Annotated in this window: 14 protein-coding genes and 2 pseudogenes; 7 read left to right on the forward strand and 9 right to left on the reverse strand. The window is 64.1% G+C overall.

The window, feature by feature from the left end; all coding sequences use genetic code 11:
- Positions 1-3: 3 nt before the first annotated feature.
- The 7 genes and pseudogenes from aroK to pilM form a co-directional block, all read right to left on the reverse strand.
- Positions 4-564 carry a shikimate kinase AroK gene (gene aroK / locus DOM32_RS04865; RefSeq protein ID WP_071231857.1) on the reverse strand — a complete coding sequence of 187 codons (561 nt, stop codon included), beginning with the start codon at positions 562-564 and terminating at the stop codon, positions 4-6.
- Positions 564-1,919: a type IV pilus secretin PilQ gene (locus DOM32_RS04870; RefSeq protein WP_420876610.1), complete on the reverse strand. Its 1,356-nt coding sequence runs from the start codon at positions 1,917-1,919 to the stop codon at positions 564-566. The genes aroK and DOM32_RS04870 overlap by 1 nt, the downstream gene beginning before the upstream one ends.
- A gap of 45 nt (positions 1,920-1,964) precedes the next feature.
- A pseudogene (locus tag DOM32_RS18350) lies at positions 1,965-2,705 on the reverse strand (AMIN domain-containing protein); the annotation flags it as partial.
- The gene (locus tag DOM32_RS04875) at positions 2,633-3,187 is read right to left on the reverse strand and encodes a pilus assembly protein PilP (RefSeq protein ID WP_083387333.1); all 555 of its coding nucleotides are present in this window, start codon (positions 3,185-3,187) and stop codon (positions 2,633-2,635) included. The pseudogene DOM32_RS18350 and the gene DOM32_RS04875, both read right to left, overlap by 73 nt.
- Positions 3,184-3,858: a type IV pilus inner membrane component PilO gene (locus DOM32_RS04880; RefSeq protein WP_071231855.1), complete on the reverse strand. Its 675-nt coding sequence runs from the start codon at positions 3,856-3,858 to the stop codon at positions 3,184-3,186. Before DOM32_RS04880 ends, DOM32_RS04875 begins: the two co-directional genes overlap by 4 nt.
- A complete protein-coding gene (locus DOM32_RS04885) occupies positions 3,855-4,424 on the reverse strand; it encodes a PilN domain-containing protein (protein WP_071231854.1) in 570 nt (189 codons plus the stop codon). The genes DOM32_RS04880 and DOM32_RS04885 overlap by 4 nt, the downstream gene beginning before the upstream one ends.
- Complete coding sequence (gene pilM, locus DOM32_RS04890; protein ID WP_071231922.1) at positions 4,421-5,473, reverse strand: type IV pilus assembly protein PilM; 1,053 nt, start codon at positions 5,471-5,473, stop codon at positions 4,421-4,423. Before pilM ends, DOM32_RS04885 begins: the two co-directional genes overlap by 4 nt.
- 244 nt (positions 5,474-5,717) lie before the next feature.
- Here pilM and DOM32_RS04895 point away from each other — a divergent pair, with 244 nt between their 5' ends.
- Both DOM32_RS04895 and DOM32_RS04900 read left to right on the forward strand, forming a co-directional pair.
- Positions 5,718-8,240: a penicillin-binding protein 1A gene (locus DOM32_RS04895; RefSeq protein WP_071231853.1), complete on the forward strand. Its 2,523-nt coding sequence runs from the start codon at positions 5,718-5,720 to the stop codon at positions 8,238-8,240.
- Positions 8,241-8,330: 90 nt separating this feature from the next.
- The gene (locus tag DOM32_RS04900; RefSeq protein WP_071231852.1) at positions 8,331-9,077 is read left to right on the forward strand and encodes a DUF481 domain-containing protein; all 747 of its coding nucleotides are present in this window, start codon (positions 8,331-8,333) and stop codon (positions 9,075-9,077) included.
- A 144-nt stretch (positions 9,078-9,221) separates the two neighbouring features.
- Here DOM32_RS04900 and DOM32_RS04905 read toward each other — a convergent pair whose 3' ends face one another.
- Positions 9,222-10,490 (reverse strand): malic enzyme-like NAD(P)-binding protein, encoded by a 1,269-nt coding sequence (locus tag DOM32_RS04905; RefSeq protein WP_071231851.1) that lies wholly within the window; start codon positions 10,488-10,490, stop codon positions 9,222-9,224.
- A gap of 351 nt (positions 10,491-10,841) precedes the next feature.
- Positions 10,842-11,057 carry a 50S ribosomal protein L31 gene (gene rpmE / locus DOM32_RS04910; protein WP_071231850.1) on the reverse strand — a complete coding sequence of 72 codons (216 nt, stop codon included), beginning with the start codon at positions 11,055-11,057 and terminating at the stop codon, positions 10,842-10,844.
- A gap of 219 nt (positions 11,058-11,276) precedes the next feature.
- Between rpmE and DOM32_RS04915 the strand changes: the two genes are divergently transcribed.
- The 5 genes and pseudogenes from DOM32_RS04915 to hslU form a co-directional block, all read left to right on the forward strand.
- Positions 11,277-13,517 (forward strand): primosomal protein N', encoded by a 2,241-nt coding sequence (locus DOM32_RS04915; RefSeq protein WP_208625310.1) that lies wholly within the window; start codon positions 11,277-11,279, stop codon positions 13,515-13,517.
- Between the two features lie 237 nt (positions 13,518-13,754).
- Positions 13,755-15,440, forward strand: a complete 1,686-nt coding sequence (gene argS / locus DOM32_RS04920; RefSeq protein ID WP_110631727.1) for an arginine--tRNA ligase — start codon at positions 13,755-13,757, stop codon at positions 15,438-15,440.
- Between the two features lie 3 nt (positions 15,441-15,443).
- Positions 15,444-16,148: an SPOR domain-containing protein gene (locus DOM32_RS04925; protein ID WP_071231847.1), complete on the forward strand. Its 705-nt coding sequence runs from the start codon at positions 15,444-15,446 to the stop codon at positions 16,146-16,148.
- A 350-nt stretch (positions 16,149-16,498) separates the two neighbouring features.
- Positions 16,499-17,017, forward strand: coding sequence for an ATP-dependent protease subunit HslV (hslV, locus tag DOM32_RS04930; protein WP_071231846.1), 519 nt, complete (start codon positions 16,499-16,501; stop codon positions 17,015-17,017).
- A gap of 48 nt (positions 17,018-17,065) precedes the next feature.
- Positions 17,066-18,388: pseudogene (gene hslU / locus DOM32_RS04935) on the forward strand (ATP-dependent protease ATPase subunit HslU); the annotation flags it as partial.
- Position 18,389: the final 1 nt, after the last annotated feature.

Below are 18,389 nucleotides of genomic sequence, written 5' to 3' on the forward strand. Positions count from 1 at the left end.
ACATCACCTCTGATGCGAAAGAGATACCGATTCGCCAAGCGGCTCCGTCAGATGCGAAACCCGGCGCAGGATGTCGTTCACCACACTCCTGGGGCCTCGGCGGTCTGTGCGCACGATGATATCCGCCGTTGCGCGATAGAGCGGATCGCGAACCGCGAACAGATCCCGCAGCACCTGCTCGGGGTTGGCCGTCTGCAGCAGCGGCCGATTGCGATCCCGGGAGGTGCGCCGGATCTGCTGTTCGACGGTGGTGGCGAGATAGACGACCGTCCCCCGCTCCCGCAGCAGTTGGCGATTGATCTCGCGCATGATCGCGCCGCCACCGGTTGCCATGACGATGTCGCTGCGCTGGGTGAGTTCGTCGATCATGGCCGTTTCGCGGTCCCGAAAGCCCTGCTCACCCTCGACATCGAAAATCCATGGGATATTCGCCCCGCAGCGAGCCTCGATCTGATGGTCGCTATCCAGGAATTCGCGCTGCAATTCGGCCGCCAGGAGGCGGCCGATTGTGCTCTTGCCGGCCCCCATGGGACCGATGAGAAAAAGATTGGGAAGCGACCGCATCAGCGAATGGCCAGTCCGTCCTCGATGATCTTGGGCGTGATGAATACCAGCAATTCTACCTTCTCGTTGCTGTTCTGGGTATAGCGGAACAGGTTGCCGATCACCGGCAGGTCGCCGAGGAATGGTGTCTTGAACAGCGTCCGCAGCTGTTCGGAGGTCAGGATCCCGCCCAGCACCACGGTTTCGCCGTTATTGACCAGTACCTGAGTCTGGATCTCGTTGGTATCGATGGCCGGCGCGCCGTCGTAGCGGGTGTCGGAAATATCATCGTTATTGATGCGCAGATCCATGATGATGCGGTCGTCCGGGGTAATCTGCGGTGTCACCTCGAGCGACAGCACGGCCTCCTTGAACTCGGTGGAGGTGGCACCGCTGGACGAAGCTTCCTGATAAGGCACTTCCTGGCCCTGCTTGATGATCGCCGTGCGCTGGTTGGCGGTGATCACCTTGGGCTGGGAAATGGTCTGGCTCTTGCCTTCGCTCTCCAGCGCCCGCAGCTCCAGATCGATCAGGATGTCGCCGGAAACATACCCGAAGCTGAACGCGCTGGCGGGATTGACGGCATTGCCCAGATCCACCGCCAGGCCGCCGCCATACGTATCGGGGTCGTCCGACGTGGTCGGCACGGTCGAGGGATCGCCATCGGCCGCCCCGCTCAGATCGAGATGTCGACCCGCCGGAGAAGAGAGCCCCCAGTTGACCCCGAGCTCGCGGGTCGCGCTGTCACGGGCGATCACGATTCGCGCCTCGATCTGCACCTGGCGCACCGGCACATCGAGATGCTCGATGGTTCGCCGAATGGCATCGAGCTGTTCTCGCGTATCCTGCAGGATCAGGGTGTTGGTGCGTGGGTCGACGGTAACACGCCCGCGCTCCGACATCATGCCGACACCCTCACCACCGCGCAGCAGCGCCGCCAGATCTTCGGCCTTGGCGTAACGGATCTGCAGGAACTCCGTGGCCAGCGGAGCCAGCTGTTTCGTCTGTTCACGGGTTTCCAGCGTCTGGCGCTGCAGATTGGCCAGCTCGCCGGTCGGCGCCACCATCATCACGTTGCCTTCACGTCGCGCCGACAGGCCATGATTGCGCAGCACCAGATCGAGCGCCTGATCCCAGGGGACATCGGTCAGATTGAGGGTCACGTTACCCTGCACGCTATCGCTGGCGACCACGTTGAGTCCCGACTCCTCGGCGATGATCGACAGCACGTCACGCACCGGGATGTCCTGGAAATCGAGGGTAATGCGGTGACCGGTATAGCTGGGGCCGGAGTCCGTCTCGGGGCGCTCGAGGCTGCCCGCGGGCGCCAGTTCGATCGTGAAACGGCGCCCGTTCTGGGTCACCAGCGGCTCCACCGCATCGGATGCCACAATATCGAAGGTAACGCCATCAGCGCTCCGACGCGGCACGATGCGCTCGACGGCAGTGCCGAAATCGCTGACATCGAGCGTCTGATACTGCGCGTCGGGCAAGGTCACGCCAGGTAGCGAGACCGAGACCTGACGCCCCTGCCCGGAGACTTCCGCCGCCACTCCGGCGCGATCTAGCGCCAGATCGAGCTGGCCGGCCCCGTCTTCGCCCCGGCGGAAATCGATCGAGCTCACCTCCGGCTGGCGCGGCAGCGCCGCCGCGGAACGCTCGGGCGATGCGTCGGTCGCAGCCGGCGCAGCTTCGTCACCGAAATGCACGATGACCTTGTCATCCAGACGTTCGAGTCGATAATCGGTGGGCGAGGCCAGATCGAACACCAGGCGCGTACGCGCCCCCGCCCCCAGCACTCTGACGGAATCGACACCGCCACTGCCGATGGCAAAGCTCGATTGCGTCAGGCCGCTCTGGGCCTGCAGCAGATCCAGCGCCAGCCGTGGCGGCGCCTCCGTACGATAGCCGCGAATCTCCGGGACGCCGCCGACGAAATCGAGCCCGACGTCCAGGCGGCCGGCTCCCTGATCGGTGAAGGTCATCGCCGTCAAGGTCGGTGCCGCCCAGGCGGAAAACGCCAGTCCCCACAATGTCAGTGCTGCCAAGCCTGCGGCCAGGCGCCGTCGAGAAGTCATGTTGTCCCCTGCTACTGTTGCCGCCGGCTGGCACCGTCGGAGTCTTGTCCTGCCATTTCCAGGCGCTGACGACGCTCGGTCCATTCTCCCCCAGGGCCGCGCACGGTCTCGAGGAGCGTCAGCCCACGGGGTTCCACGCTGATGATGCGGCCGTAGTCCCGGCCCAGATAATCTCCCTCGAAGAGCCGATGAACCCTGCCGTCCGGCGCGGCGATCAGCGCCGAGGGCGTCTTGCCCACGATCATCGTGCCGACCAGGCTCAGGTTATCCAGCTCGAAGGCCTCGAGTGGCTGGCGCGGCCGATCGGCATCCGGCAGCGGCGAGACCTCGCTCGGGGCGGCGGCGGCGACAGCCTGCTCGGCCACGAACGGGCTCCGCCGCTGCTGCTGGTCGTAACTGGCCGTGGCGTACCGGGGCATCTCCGGCAACGAGGCGATCTGCCCCTTCGGATTGTTTCGCAGGGTATTCAGTCGCGCCTGCAACCCCTCCAGGTCGGCGTCCTCGCACCCGCTCAGCACGATGCTTGCAAACAGCAGCCCGATGAGAACGAATCGTTGTGAACTCACGACTTTCCGCCCTCCTTGCCTGGATCGACATCCTCTCGATAGCGGTACGTTTTTGCCAGCATCGACAGTTGAAGGCGGTCACCCATCGGCTTCAGCGTGAAATCATGAAGCGTGACGATCCGAGGCATCGCGGCGACACGAGCCAGAAACGAGGCGATCTGGTGAAAGTCGCCGCGCACCTGAATGTCGAAAGGCTGCTCGATGTAGAACGCCTGCTCGACTGCCGGTCGCAGCTTGATGCTGTCGATATCGAGCTGCTGCTGCCGCGCCGCATCACTGATGGCGTCCAGCAAGGCGGGGACTTCCGCATCGCTGGGCAGCATCTCGAGCACGCTCTGCATGCGCCCCTGGAGCTCTTCCATCTGATGCTCCATCGCCGGCAGATTGACCGCCTGGTAAGAGAGCGTCTCGAAGCGCTGCAACGCTTGCTGCTGCTGCATGACCAGGCGCTCGTGCGTTTCCCGGGGAGTGGAGGCGAACAACCACTGCGTGACCCATATCGAACCCATCAGCACGCCCAGCGCAATCAGCCATTGAAGACTGACCGGCCAGCTACCCGCCTCCCTGATATCGAGTTCACGCCACTGCAGTTCACGCAGCTGGCGCCATTGCTCTGTGAACGCCTCCCGCAAGGCATTCCATCGTGGACCATTCAGCGTCGGGCGCTTCATGGGCCAGCTCCAGCCTGAGTGTCGTCGCCAAGATGTTCATCGACACTCATGTGAAAGCGCTTGGCCGCTGCCGGCCCTTCTGCGGACTGCACGTCCGAGAGCAATGGCGTATCGAACGCAGGACTGTTGTCGAGCGCTCGCATCTGGTCGGACACCTGACGATTCGAGGCCGCGACGCCGCTCAACTCGAGCCGGCTACCCTTGCGAGTCAACTCGGTATAGTAGACGCCATCGACCAGCGTGGCCGTGAGTTGATCGAGCACGCGGATGGTCAACGGGCGGCTCGACTGCAGCTCGCCGATCAGATCGATCTGTTTCAGCATGCGCTCCCGCAGCTGACGAAAATTGTGCATCTCCTGGATATCGCGAGTGAGCGCATCGGTTTCCCGCTGGATCAGCGCCAACCGGGCCTGTCCCGCCCGCACCATCGATTTTTCGTACTGAGCGATGCCCCAACCGACCAGCAGCCCGAGCAGCAGCACCAGCAGCAGGCTCTGCTTGAAGCGCCGGGTCTTCCGCAAGCGGCGCTGCTCCCGCCATGGCAGCAGATTGATTTCGATCGTCATGGCAGCGCTCGCATGGCCAGGCCACAGGCCGTGAGCATGGCCGGCGCATCCGCGGCCAACGCCGTGACGTCCAGCCGCGGATGGATCCGCATGTGCGTGAAAGGGTTGGCGAGCGTGGCTTCCAGCCCGCTCTGGGCGCGCAATCGCTCCGCCAAGCCCGGCAATGCGCTCGACCCGCCGGCCAGGACCAGGCGCCGAATCTGCTGCTGGCCCGCGGAGGTGTAATAGAGCTGCAGCGAGCGTCCGATGTGCTGGATCAGGGTATCGATGAAAGGCAACAGGACTTGCTGGCGATAATCGTCGGGCAATCCACCACGCTTCTTGGCGCGACCAGCTTCATCGAAACTCATGCCGTAGCGCTTGCTGATGGCATCGGTGAGCTGCCGCCCACCACACAGGCTGTCGCGACTATAGACGATCCGCCCCTCCTTGAGCACATGGAACGCGCACAGGTTGGCGCCGATATCGACCAGTGCCGTGCTATCTCCCTCCTTATCCTCGGAGGTCTGCAAAGCACGACAGACGCGCTCGAGCGCGAAGCCTTCGACATCGACGGCCACCGTCTCGAGCCCCACGGCATCCAGAACCGACGACAGCGTATCGATATCCTGCAGACGGCAGGCCACCAGCATGATTTCCTGCTGGTCGTCGTAACGCGAATGGCGGCCCAGACGCTGGAAATCGAAGGCGACTTCATTGAGCGGGAACGGGATGTACTTGTCGGATTCCATCTGAATCCGTGCCTCGATGTCGTCGTCGCTGAGCGACGAGGGCAACGACAGCACGCGAGTGATGGCGGCCGAGTTGGGCACCGCGACCACGGCGCGCCGAGACTGCAGCCGGGCGTGATCGACCGCCCGGCCCAGCGTATCCACGACTTCGCTCTTGTCGCGAATGCGCCTTTCGACCACGGCCCCCTCACGCAACGGACGCACCGCATAACTGTCGATTCTCAAGCCGCCGGCGCGATGTTCCAGCTCCAGCAGCTTGACGGTGGCAGACGTGATGTCCACTCCCACCAATCCTTTCGAGGATCTTTTCAAGCGCAACACTGTCTCACCTCGCCGAAACTGGAAAAGCCTAAGCAGGAAAAGCCTAACCGGATTTAACGGCGGTGACACGGACAACTTGAACGTTCCGTTACAGTTATTTCGCTTTACTTGCAGGAAGCGGAAGGGGCGAAACTGGCCCCGGCTCTACCGCATCCATATAATGCTCCGATGCTGAATCATCCGACGCCAGGGATAGCGAACACGCGGCCGGACCGCCACCAGTCAAGGATTACCCCTTTATATGAAGCTTTTTACCCGCCTACTGACGACTGCCTTCTGGCTTTTGCTGTCGCTCTGCGCAGGCATGGTGCTGGCAGTCATTGGCGCCGGGCTCTACTTCGCCCCTGGCCTGCCCGACGTGCATCAGCTCCAGAATTACGAACTCCAGACTCCGTTGCGCATCTATACGGAAGACGACAAGCTGATCGGAGAATACGGCGAGGAACGTCGCATGCCCGTCAGCTACGACGAGATTCCCGAACCGCTGATCAACGCCCTGCTGGCCGCCGAAGACGCCAACTTCTACAACCACCCCGGGGTCGATCCCAAAGGGCTCCTGCGCGCCGCGGTCGAGCTGGCCTCCTCCGGTGATATCCAGTCCGGCGGCAGCACCATCACCATGCAGGTCGCACGCAACTACCTGCTGACTCTGGATCAGACCTTCACGCGCAAGATCCGTGAAATTCTGCTGGCACTGCAGATGGAACAGATCCTGAGCAAGCCCGAGATCCTCGAACTCTACGTCAACAAGATCTATCTGGGTCACCGTTCCTACGGCATCGCCGCCGCGGCCAATACCTACTACGGCAAGCCGCTGACGGATCTGACCCTGCCGCAGTATGCCATGATCGCCGGGCTGCCCAAGGCACCGTCGAGCTTCAATCCGCTGACCAATCCGGAGCGCGCCCTGATCCGCCGCAACTGGATTCTCTACCGCATGCGCGAGCTCGGCTCCATCGACCAGGCGAGCTACGACCAGGCCGTCAAGGCGCCGATCACGGCCAGCCGCCATACGGCGCGTTCGGAAGTCGATGCTCCCTACGTCGCGGAGATGGCCCGCGCCTACGCCGTCGAGCGTTTCGGCGACAAGGCCTATACCGACAACATTCGCATCACCACCACCCTCGACAGCCGTCTGCAGACCGAGGCCCGCGATGCGCTGGTGCAGGGCCTGATCGACTACGATACCCGCCACGGCTGGCGCGGCCCCGAAGAGAAGGACGTGCCGCCGAGTCTGGTCGAAGCGCAGGACCGAACCGAACGCCAGGGCCTGGAAGAAGAGCTCTCGGAATCCCCCGAGGTCATCGAAACCGCCCGCCAGGCAGCCCAGAGCAGCCAGGCCACGATCGAGGGTGTCGACGGTGACGTCAGCAACTGGCTCAAGGTGCTTGAGCGCACGCCGTCGTTCGGCCCGCTCCAGCCGGCCATCGTCACCGCCACCGACGGCAAGCAGATGCGCGTGCTCAATGCCGACGGCAAGGTGATCACGCTGGACTGGGACGGCCTCAAGTGGGCCAGGGTCTACCACAGCGCCAAGTGGCGCGGCGAGGTTCCCGCCAATGCCGCAGCGATCGCGAGCCGCGGCGATCTGGTACGCATCCTCAAGGAAGGCGACCACTGGCGCCTGTCGCAACGCCCCGGCGCCGAAGGGGCCATCGTCGTCCTCGATCCGCAGACCGGTGCCATCGAGGCGCTTCAGGGCGGGTTCAGCTTCGCCGCCAGCAAGTTCAACCGCGCCATCCAGGCCCAGCGTCAGGTCGGCTCCAACTTCAAGCCGTTCGTCTATCTGGCTGCACTGCAGGAAGGCGGCATGACCGCGGCGACCATCATCAATGACGCGCCGGTGGTCATGTCACAGTTCAGCGGTGACGATTGGCGCCCGGAAAATGCCGAGCGCCAGTTCCAGGGGCCGACGCGTCTGCGCGTCGGGCTCTACACCTCGCGCAACCTGGTGACCATCCGTGTGTTGCAGTCGCTCGGACTCGACAACGCGCTGAACTTCCTCGAGCGCTTCGGTTTTGCACGGGACCGCCTGCCCCACGGTCTCTCGCTGGCTCTCGGCAGTGCCTCGCTGACACCGCTGGAGATCGCCAACGCCTACGCCGTGCTCGCCAACGGCGGCTTCCAGGTGTCGCCCTGGTACATTCAGAAGGTCACCCAGGGCAGCCAGAATACCGTGGTCGAACAGGCCAATCCGCTGGTGGCGTGCCGTGACTGCGCACCCGGCGCGACCCAGACCGTCATCGATGGCGAGCCGCGTCGCATCGCCCCCCGCGTGGTGGAACCCGACGCGCTCTACATCCTGCGCAGCATCCTGCGTGATGTCATCGAACACGGCACCGGACGCGGCGCCCTGTCGCTCGATCGCAGCGACATCGTCGGCAAGACCGGCACCACCAACGATCAGCGTGACGCCTGGTTCTCCGGCTTCAACAACTCGCTCGTGGCCACGGTCTGGGTCGGCAAGGACGATAACACCACCACGGCGGAATACGGCGCTCAAGCCGCCCTGCCGATCTGGAAAGCGTTCATGGGTCCGGCACTGGAAGGCACGCCCGAGGTGATCCCGGACGCCCCCGACGATATCGTTCAGGTTCGCATCGACCCGGATACCGGCAAGCGCCTGCACGATGACCAGCCCGGCGGCATCAGCGAGATATTCCGCAAGGACAACTTGCCTGAGTATCAGCCGCGCGGTATTCGTCCGGAACTGGAAGACGAGAGCGGCTCGCAGGGCACCGGCACTTACGAAGCGATCTTCTGATACATGAGTCGGGGCTCTGGCCCCGACTTTTTCGTCCCACACTCGCTCTTCACCGCAACAGGACGTCGCAGCGACGCTGAGAGAAATATCATGTCCCTGCCTAGTTGCCGTTGGTGGCTGTTGACCACCTGCCTGATGGCATCACCGTCATATGCAGAGCTTTTCTACGCACCGCCGGCGCCGGAAGAGAACGCCCCCAACTTCAGCGGCAGTGCGGAACTCGGTTATACGAAGTTGACCGGCAACGCCAATACCCAGACGCTGCTCGCCAAGGCTCGCCTGACCTGGCTGACCGGGCGCAACACCCATACGTTCCGCGCCGAAACCCGCAGTGTCCAGGACAACGACGACACCACCTCCGAGCGGTATCTGGTCGGTGCCCGTGAACGCTACGAACTGGAGAACAACAACTACCTGTTCGGCTTTGCGCGCTGGGAGCGCGACCGGTTCAGCGGCTACGACTCGCAGCTCACCACTATCGCCGGCTACGGCCGTCAACTGCTGACCGGGCCGACGCATACGCTTTCCGCCGAAGTCGGCCCGGGCTATCGTCACGACGCCTACGCGGCCGGCGGTAGCGACGACCTGACCCTGGCCTACTCGGCACTGGACTACACCTACCACTTCAGCGATGACATCTCCTTCGACCAGGAGCTGTCCGCGGAAGCAACGCATATCAGCGTCACGACCCGTTCGCTGTCGACGATCACCTCGCAGTTGAACTCCCACCTCGCGCTACGCGTCTCCTACGATGTCAGGAGCAACACGCACCCGCCGCCCGATGCCGAAGCGCGCACCGATACCACGACATCGGTATCGCTTCTCTACAGCTGGTAACGAGCCACGAGCCACGAGCCACGAGCCACGAGCCACGAGCCGCAGAAGTGTAGCGAGACAGCGTGGAAGACCTGCACTGGATGCCACAAACGACGATGCCGCCCCTGTGGGCGGCATCGTCGTCTGGAGATGACAGGCTCGCGATCAGCCGTAGATCTCCTTGACGCTCTTCAGCGGGTAGTGCGCGGGATATGGCTTGCGTGCCACGCCGGATTCCACCGCAGCCTGGGCGACGGCCGCCGGAATCTTCTCGAGCAGGCGCGAATCCACCGGCGTCGGGATGATGTAGCCGCGACCGAACTCCAGCGAGTCGAGCTCGTAGGCATCCAGCACTTCCTGGGTCACCGGCTCTCGCGCCAGATCCTTCAGGGCATGAACGGCCGCGATCTTCATCTGCTCGTTGATGGCCGTGGCCCGGACATCCAGCGCACCCCGGAAGATGAACGGGAACCCCAGCACGTTGTTGACCTGGTTGGGGTAATCGGAGCGCCCCGTACCCATGATCACGTCGCTCCGGGTCGCCCGCGCCACGTCGGGGTGGATCTCCGGGTCCGGATTGGAACAGGCGAAGACCACCGGGTTCGCGGCCATCTTCTCGAGCTGCTCGGGCTTGAACAGGTTCGGCCCGGACAGACCGACGAAGACATCGGCGCCTTCGATGGCGTCGTCCAGCGTACGCAGCGGCGTTTCGGTCGCGAACTGCGCCTTGTATTGATTGAGATCGTTGCGGCCGCTATGGATGACGCCGTTACGATCCAGCATGAAGATATTCTCGGCCTTGGCGCCACATTCGATGAGCAGCTTCATGCAGGCAATGGCGGCGGAACCGGCCCCGAGACAGACGATGCGCGCTTCGGCCAGCGTCTTGCCGGCGATATCCAGCGCGTTGAGCAACCCTGCCGCGGTCACGATCGCGGTACCATGCTGGTCGTCGTGGAATACCGGAATGCTGCAGCGCGCCTTGAGCGCCGCCTCGATCTCGAAGCACTCCGGCGCCTTGATGTCTTCCAGGTTGATGCCGCCCCAGGTATTGGCGATGTTGGCCACGGTATCGATGAAAGCCTGGGCCGAGTCGGCCTCGACCTCGATATCCACCGAGTTGATGCCGGCGAAGCGCTTGAACAGAACGCCCTTGCCTTCCATGACCGGCTTGCTCGCCAGCGGTCCCAGATTGCCCAGCCCCAGAATGGCGCTGCCGTCGGAAACGACGGCTACCAGGTTCCCCTTGCCGGTATAGAGGTAGGCGTTTTCCGGATCCAGCGCGATTTCCCGGCACGGTTCCGCCACGCCGGGACTGTAGGCCAGCGCAAGATGCTTGGCGGAGTTGGTCGGCTTGGTCAGCTCGACCGACAACTTACCCGGAATCGGCTTTGCGTGGTAATCGAGCGCCGCCTGTCTCTTATCGTCACTCATGAGGATTTTCCAAAGACAAATGATGGGAATTTTCGACAGTGTCTTGCCTGAAGTCGGATCAGATTATAGAAAAAACCCACCCCACACAACTTTTGCCCATTTTCTGCCTTTCGCGAATTTTAAGCGCCTGTTTGAACCACTTGGGTGCATTTGGCGACACTTATATCTAGAGCCTCAGCCATAAAACATTCCTTATCCATCTCTTCGGGGCAGTCGATAAATCCGATGCCCCTTATCTTTTAAAACTTAACCCTTGCCTTTTAAAACTTAAAAAGCCATCGAGCGGGCACAAAAAAGCCCGCCATCAAGGCGGGCTTTTCGACAACCAATCGGTTGTAGCGAGACGCGCTTTTAACCGCGACGCACTGCAGCACCGAAGCGCTTGTTGAAACGCTCGACGCGGCCACCGGTGGTCGCCTGCTTCTGCTTGCCGGTGTAGAACGGATGACACTGCGAGCAGACGTCGATGTGGAAATCTTCGCTGGCCGTGGTGCCGATCGAATGGGTCGCGCCACAGGAACAGGTCGCCGTGACTGTCTTGTATTCGGGATGAATAGACTGTTTCATCGTGAAGCCTCGCTTTGCGGTGTACCGCCACCTGATCTCTTGCCAGGCACCGTACACGGATAGGGAATCGCGGTTCACTCCCGCGCGACCGGCCCGCCTGGAATCCCGTAGTCGGCATCGCCAGGCGATGATCGCACCACGGATAAAAGACGAACCCTACGTCGGAAGGCGGCGTATTTTAGCAGAACTCTTCATGGAGGCCAATTGGCAGATTCCCGTATCGCCCCCGAGAGCGCATCAACGCCTCCTCGGATTCTTCGCGTTGCCGTTCCTACGCCGCTGAGGCGACTTTTCGACTATCGCCCCGCCGGTCAACCGCCCGCAGGCGGGTGGCGACCGGGGCTGCGCGTCAAGATCCCGTTCGGCCGGCGCCACCTGGTCGGGGTCGTGATGGAATGTACCACGCACAGCGAACTGCCCGCCCAGCAGCTCAAGCCGATCACGGAGCGCCTCGACGACGAGCCACTGCCGGCGGACTGGCTATGGCTGTGCCAGTTCACCGCCCGCTACTATCAGCATTCGCTGGGCGATACGCTGCATCATGCCCTGCCCGGCCCGCTACGCCAGGGACGGCCGCTCGAGGCCCGGGTTCGCGAACGCTGGAAACTGAACGCCTCGGAAGCCCTCGCCCTCGACGCGCTAGGCCGCGCGCCGCGCCAGCGTGAACTGGTAAAGCTCCTGGCCCAGCATCGCCACGGCATGATCACCTCCGCGATAACCGCACAAGGTTACACCCGTGCCCAACTGCAGGGGCTGCTCGACAAGGCGCTGATCACCTGCATTCGGGAGCCGCTGACCGCCGGCGAAGGGTGGTCGGGAGCGCTGCTGGCCGAACCCGCCCTGCCGCTCAATCGCGAGCAGTCGGCAGCGTTGGCCGCGTTGCACGAAGGGCTGGACCGCTTCCACCCCTGCCTGCTCCATGGCGTTACCGGCAGCGGCAAGACCGAGGTCTACCTGCAACTGATCGAAGGCGTGCTCGGACAGGGCCGCCAAGCACTGGTACTGGTGCCTGAGATCGGCCTGACACCGCAGACGCTATCGCGCTTTCGCAAGCGCTTTCGTGCGCCGGTGGTGGCACTGCATTCCGGGCTTACCGACCTGGAGCGGCTGGATGCCTGGGAGGCCGCCCGCAGCGGACGCGCCCCGATCATCATCGGCACCCGCTCCGCCATCTTCACGCCACTGGCGCGGCCCGGCGTGATCATCGTCGACGAAGAGCACGATGGCTCGTTCAAGCAGCAGGACGGCCTGCGCTACCACGCCCGCGACCTGGCCATGGCCCGCGCGCAACGCGACGGGGTGCCGATCCTGCTGGGAAGCGCGACGCCATCGCTGGAAACGCTGGCCCAGGCACGCAGCGGCCGCTACCGGCACCTGTGCCTGACCCAGCGCGCCAGTCGTCATGCCCCGGCCAAGCTGGAGCTGGTCGATCTGCGCGGCCGCCTGCGCCAGGGCGGCCTGATTCCGCCAGTGATCGATGCCATCCGCCAGGCACTGAAAGCCGAGGGGCAGGTACTGGTCTTCATCAACCGGCGCGGGTTCTCGCCTTCGCTGGCCTGCCACCAGTGCGGCTGGATCGCCGAATGCCGCCACTGCGACTCGCGCATGACCCTGCACCGCCAGCCGCCGAGGCTGGTCTGTCATCACTGCGAACACCAGACGCCGCAACCGGACGCCTGCCCGAGCTGCGACAGTGCGGACCTGAGGCCGCTCGGCGCCGGAACCGAACGCACGGAGGAAACGCTGACCACGCTGTTTCCGGACGTCCCGGTCTATCGCATCGACCGGGACAGCACGCGACGCAAGGAAGCCTTCGACCAGTTGCTGACCGAGATCCGCCGCGGCGAACCGGGCCTCCTGGTGGGCACCCAGATGCTGGCCAAGGGCCACCATCTTCCCCACGTGACACTGGTCGTCGTGGTCAATGCCGACGCCGGCCTCTACGCCAGCGATTTCCGCGCGCTCGAGCAGAGCGCCCAGCTACTGGTACAGGTGGCCGGACGCGCCGGGCGGGCGGACCGAGCCGGCCGCGTGCTGGTCCAGACGCTGCATCCCGACGACCCGAACCTGCGTTTGCTGGCGGATAGCGGCTACGACGCGCTGGCCTATCAGATGCTGGAAGAGCGACGCCTGGCCGGGCTGCCGCCCTATCGCTATCTGGCCTTGGCGCGTTTCGAAGCCACCCGCGAGGAAGACGCCCGCGAGACCGCAGACGCGGCCGGTGATGCCGTACGCGCCTGGCTTGCCGAACGTCGTCTGGCAGTCCACTGTCTCGGCCCCGTGCCGGCGCCCATGGAACGGCGCCAGAACCGGTATCACCTGCAACTGATGCTGTCGGCGGAAAAACGCAGCGCCCTGCACGAAGCCGGCGCCTGGCTGGTCGGCTGGCTGGAGAACGCCGCCTCGCGACGCGTCCGCTGGTCGCTGGATATCGACCCGATGACGTTGAGNNAGCCGTAAGCCGGGATGCAACCACCTTTCGAGCCGGAATCGGATGGTTTCGCTTTTCTTACAGCTTAAAGCTTCTAACTTATAGCTCCCGAAGGGACTAGGGTTTAAAGCCATGCCGCAATCACCGATAATGGCTGCCTTTTTCCCGCGTCGTGACGGCAGGTTCACGACGCCCAGATCCGCGGCACCCCGCGCCGGGTCGGGCCGAGAGCCCCAAGCCCAGGCCCCACGACTACGAAGTAACCCATGAAAGAGACGATTACAGAACTGCTCGAAGCCGCCATCGCCAAGCTGCAGCAGACAGGCGATCTACCGGCAGACGTGAGTCCGGCGATCAAGGTCGACCCGACCCGCGACAAGGCCCATGGCGACTACGCCAGCAACCTGGCGCTGGTGCTCGCCAAGCCGGCCGGCTGCAAGCCGCGCGAGCTCGCCGACAAGCTGGTCGCAGCCCTTCCCGACAACGACGCGATCCGCAAGACCGAGATCGCCGGGCCGGGCTTCATCAACTTTTTCGCCGCGACCGATGCCATCGCGGGCATCGTCAGCCAGATTCTGGATGCCGGTGACACCTTCGGGCGCAGCATGATCGGCGCCGGCGAAAAAGTGCAGGTCGAGTTCGTTTCCGCCAACCCGACCGGGCCGCTGCATGTCGGCCATGGCCGTGGCGCCGCCATCGGCGACTGCCTGTGCCGGGTGCTGGAAGCCACCGGCTTCGACGTGACCCGCGAGTTCTACTACAACGACGCCGGCGCCCAGATCAACAACCTGATGCGCTCCGTGAAGGCCCGCGCCCTCGGCCTCGGCCCCGACGACGAAGGCTGGCCCGAGGACGGCTATCGCGGCGATTACATCAAGGATGTCGCCCAGGCCTATCTGGCCGGCGAGACCGTGACTGCCGACGACCGCGAAGTCACCGCCAAGGCCGATCCGGAAGACGAAGATGCCATCCGCGCCTTTGCCGTGGCCTACCTGCGTCGCGAACAGGATCTCGACCTCAAGGCGTTCGGAGTCGAGTTCGACGTCTATTTTCTGGAATCGTCGCTATATGCCGAAGGCCGGGTCGAAGAGACGGTCGAAGCGCTGGTATCCGGCGGGCACACCTACGAGGCCGACGGCGCGCTCTGGCTTCGCACCACCGACTTTGGCGACGACAAGGATCGGGTGATGCGCAAGAGCGACGGCGACTACACCTACTTCGTGCCCGATGTCGCCTATCACTACAACAAGTGGCAGCGCGGCTTCACCACCGTGATCGACGAACAGGGCGCCGACCACCATTCGACCGTCACTCGCGTGCGCGCCGGCCTGCAAGCGCTGGAAGCCGGCATCCCGCAGGGCTGGCCGGACTACGTGCTGCACCAGATGGTGCTGGTGACCCGCTCCGGTGTCGAGGTCAAGCTCTCCAAGCGTGCCGGCAGCTACGTCACGCTGCGGGATCTGATCGACGAAGTCGGCCGCGATGCCACGCGCTACTTCCTCGCCGCACGACGCGCCGACTCCCAGTTGACGTTCGATATCGATCTCGCACGGTCGCAGACCAACGACAATCCGGTCTACTACATCCAGTACGCCCATGCCCGCGTCTGCAGCGTGCTGCGCAAGGCCGAAAGCGACGATCTCGCTTTCGACCACGCCATCGCGATGGCCAATCTGGAGCGTCTCGATGCCCCCCAGGAGAAGGCGCTGATGAATCGTCTGGCGCGTTATCCCGATGTCGTCGAGCGCGCCGCCCGCACCCGCGAGCCGCATCAGATCGCGCAGTATCTGACCGAGCTCGCCAGTGACTTCCACACCTGCTACAACGCCCAGAAAGTCATGGTAGACGATGCCGAGCTGCGTAACGCACGCCTGGCACTGGGTCTGGCGACACGCCAGGTCATCGGCAATGGATTGGCGCTACTCGGCGTCAGCGCCCCGGAGGAGATGTAAGACATGGCACGCCGCCCCGCTCAGAACAGCCGCCCGTCCCCCTCCCGTTCTTCGCCCAAAGGTGCAACGACGAAGGCTCGCCCGCGCCGATCCGGCAGCAGTCCAGGCGGTGGTCTCGGCGGCATTCCGGGGTGGCTGTGGGCGATTGCCGGCCTGATCGCCGGTTTCGCCCTGTCGCAGTATCTGGACCGCTCCTCGCCGGAGCCCGTCGCTGCCGTCGTGCCTCGCCCGACCTCCACTCAGACCAGCGGCGGTAGCGAGGGCCAGCAGAGTGGTGGCAACGCCGATGCCGGCGACAGCACTGCACAACAGCCGGCCACGCCGACGTTCGAGTTCTACACGCTGCTGCCGGAAACGGAAGTCATCGCGCCCAGCAGCGATAGCTCGTCGCCGGAGCCGACCGCCAAGGCGACGCAGGAAGCCGCTGCCGACGACGCCGCGAACCAGACCAAGCAGCCGACGCCCAGCGGTGGCCGCTATGTCCTGCAGGCCGCCTCGTTCCGGGATCTCGGCGATGCCGAGCGCCTGGCCAACCGGCTCAAGGACTTCGGCCTGCTGGCCAAGATCACCGATGTCCGCGCCAACGGCGATCAACTGTGGCACCGGGTTCAGGTCGGCCCCTACGAGGACAAGCGCGAACTCTCGCGTGCCCAGGACCTGATGGTGACCCAGGGCATCGAGCCGCTGCTGCTGCGCCTGCAGAACTGAGCCCCGCAGGCGAGACGTCTGCAACGTCGCGAGCACGAGACAGAACACGGCCGGCACTCTTCGCCGGCCGTTACGCCTTCGCGGTTTTCCCTCCTGTCTTTCTCCCCTGCGTCTCTCCCCCTATCATTCTTCCCGTCTTTTCCCTTCTTCTGCCCTTTGTGTTCTGCCCCTCTGTGCCTCGCCGCTTTCCCGCCGTTGCTCGCCGATGGCTTGATTTCCGAAGGTCCTGCCCGCACTTGATGATTCATGCTGCATCGCGTCGTACCCGTCATCCTTGATTCGGACGCGATGACACCGGTTTTTCGGCGCCGTCGGCCAGACTTGACGGCGCGCCATTGGGAGTTAATTGCATGACCACAATCGTATCCGTGCGCCGTGGCGATCAGGTTGCCCTGGCCGGCGATGGCCAGGTGTCGCTGGGCAATACGGTAATGAAAGGCAATGCCAGCAAGGTTCGCCGCCTCCATCGCGGCCAGGTTCTGGCCGGTTTCGCTGGCGGCACCGCCGACGCCTTCACCCTGTTCGAGCGCTTCGAGGCGCAACTCGAGAAATATCAGGGGCATCTGACCAAGGCCGCGGTCGAGCTGGCGAAGGAGTGGCGCACCGACCGCGCGCTGCGCCGCCTGGAAGCGATGCTGGCCGTCGCCGACAAGACCGCCTCGCTGATAATTACCGGCAACGGTGACGTGGTGGAACCCGAGCGCGGCATCATCGCCATCGGCTCCGGCGGCCACTTCGCCCAGGCCTCGGCGCGGGCACTGCTCGAGAACACCGATCTCGGCGCACGCGAGATCACCGAGAAGTCGATCAACATCGCCGCCGACATCTGCGTCTTCACCAATCACCAGATCACGCTCGAAGAGCTGTAACGAGGCCCCATTCCCATGTCTCAGACTCCTTCCCAGGAAACCGCCAGCATGCAGCCGGCGCTGACCCAGTCTTCGATGACGCCGCGTGAGATCGTCCATTCGCTCGACCAGTACATCATCGGCCAGCACGACGCCAAGCGTGCCGTCGCCATCGCGCTGCGCAACCGCTGGCGCCGGATGCGTCTCGACGAGAACATGCGCGGCGAGATCGTGCCCAAGAACATCCTGATGATCGGCCCGACCGGCGTCGGCAAGACCGAGATTGCGCGACGCCTGGCCAAGCTGGCCGGCGCCCCCTTCCTCAAGGTCGAAGCGACCAAGTTCACCGAGGTCGGCTATGTCGGCCGCGATGTCGAATCGATCATCCGCGACCTGATGGAAATGGCGATCAAGATGGTGCGCGAGCAGGCCAAGACCGAAGTTCGCCACAAGGCGCAGGATGCCGCCGAGGATCGCATTCTCGACGCCCTGCTGCCGCGTCCGCGGGGCAGCGAGTACGATGCCGGTCGCGACGACTCCTCCACCCGTCAGGTTTTCCGCAAGAAGCTGCGTGAAGGCCAGCTCGACGACAAGGAGATCGACATCGAGGTGACGCCGGCCAGCCAGGGGGTCGACATCATGACGCCGCCCGGCATGGAGGAGATGACCAACCAGCTCCAGAGCCTGTTCGCCAACATGGGCAAGCAGAAGTCCGAGACGCGCCGCGTCACGGTCAAGGACGCCTGGAAGCTGCTGCAGGACGAGGAAGCCGCCAAGCTGGTCAACGAGGAAGAGATCAAGCAGCGCGCGCTGGAAGCGGTCGAACAGAACGGGATCGTGTTCCTCGACGAGATCGACAAGGTCGCCAAGCGCGGCGAATCCGGCAGCGGCGGCGATGTCTCCCGCGAGGGCGTCCAGCGTGACCTGCTGCCGCTGATCGAGGGCTCTACCGTCTCCACCAAGCACGGCATGGTGCGTACCGACCACATCCTGTTCATCGCCTCCGGCGCCTTCCACCTCTCCAAGCCGTCGGATCTGATTCCGGAACTGCAGGGCCGCCTGCCGATCCGGGTCGAACTGACGGCGCTGACGCCAGACGATTTCAAGCGCATCCTGACCGAGCCGTCGGCCGCGCTGACCAAGCAGTACCGGGCACTGCTCGGCACCGAAGGGCTGGATGTCCAGTTCACCGAAGACGGCATTTCCCGCATCGCCGAGATCGCCTGGCAGGTCAACGACGGCACCGAGAACATCGGCGCCCGACGCCTGCATACGGTAATGGAGCGACTGCTCGAGGAAGCCTCGTTCCAGGGCGGCGACTTCGCCAGCCCGCTGGTCATCGATGCCGACTATGTCAATGACAAGCTCGGCGAACTTGCCGTGGACGAAGACC

Origin of the sequence: Salinicola salarius (assembly GCF_003206135.1) — a bacterium.
GTDB classification, from domain to species: domain Bacteria; phylum Pseudomonadota; class Gammaproteobacteria; order Pseudomonadales; family Halomonadaceae; genus Salinicola; species Salinicola salarius.

Bases quoted from the DNA above. Each gene is read 5' to 3' on its own strand.
- DOM32_RS04900 (WP_071231852.1), top strand. From the start codon at position 8,331: ATGTCCCTGCCTAGTTGCCGTTGGTGGCTGTTGACCACCTGCCTGATG.
- hslV (WP_071231846.1), top strand. From the start codon at position 16,499: ATGACCACAATCGTATCCGTGCGCCGTGGCGATCAGGTTGCCCTGGCC.
- DOM32_RS04880 (WP_071231855.1), bottom strand. From the start codon at position 3,858: ATGAAGCGCCCGACGCTGAATGGTCCACGATGGAATGCCTTGCGGGAG.
- DOM32_RS04885 (WP_071231854.1), bottom strand. From the start codon at position 4,424: ATGACGATCGAAATCAATCTGCTGCCATGGCGGGAGCAGCGCCGCTTG.
- DOM32_RS04925 (WP_071231847.1), top strand. From the start codon at position 15,444: ATGGCACGCCGCCCCGCTCAGAACAGCCGCCCGTCCCCCTCCCGTTCT.
- DOM32_RS04905 (WP_071231851.1), bottom strand. From the start codon at position 10,490: ATGAGTGACGATAAGAGACAGGCGGCGCTCGATTACCACGCAAAGCCG.
- DOM32_RS04895 (WP_071231853.1), top strand. From the start codon at position 5,718: ATGAAGCTTTTTACCCGCCTACTGACGACTGCCTTCTGGCTTTTGCTG.
- aroK (WP_071231857.1), bottom strand. From the start codon at position 564: ATGCGGTCGCTTCCCAATCTTTTTCTCATCGGTCCCATGGGGGCCGGC.
- argS (WP_110631727.1), top strand. From the start codon at position 13,755: ATGAAAGAGACGATTACAGAACTGCTCGAAGCCGCCATCGCCAAGCTG.
- rpmE (WP_071231850.1), bottom strand. From the start codon at position 11,057: ATGAAACAGTCTATTCATCCCGAATACAAGACAGTCACGGCGACCTGT.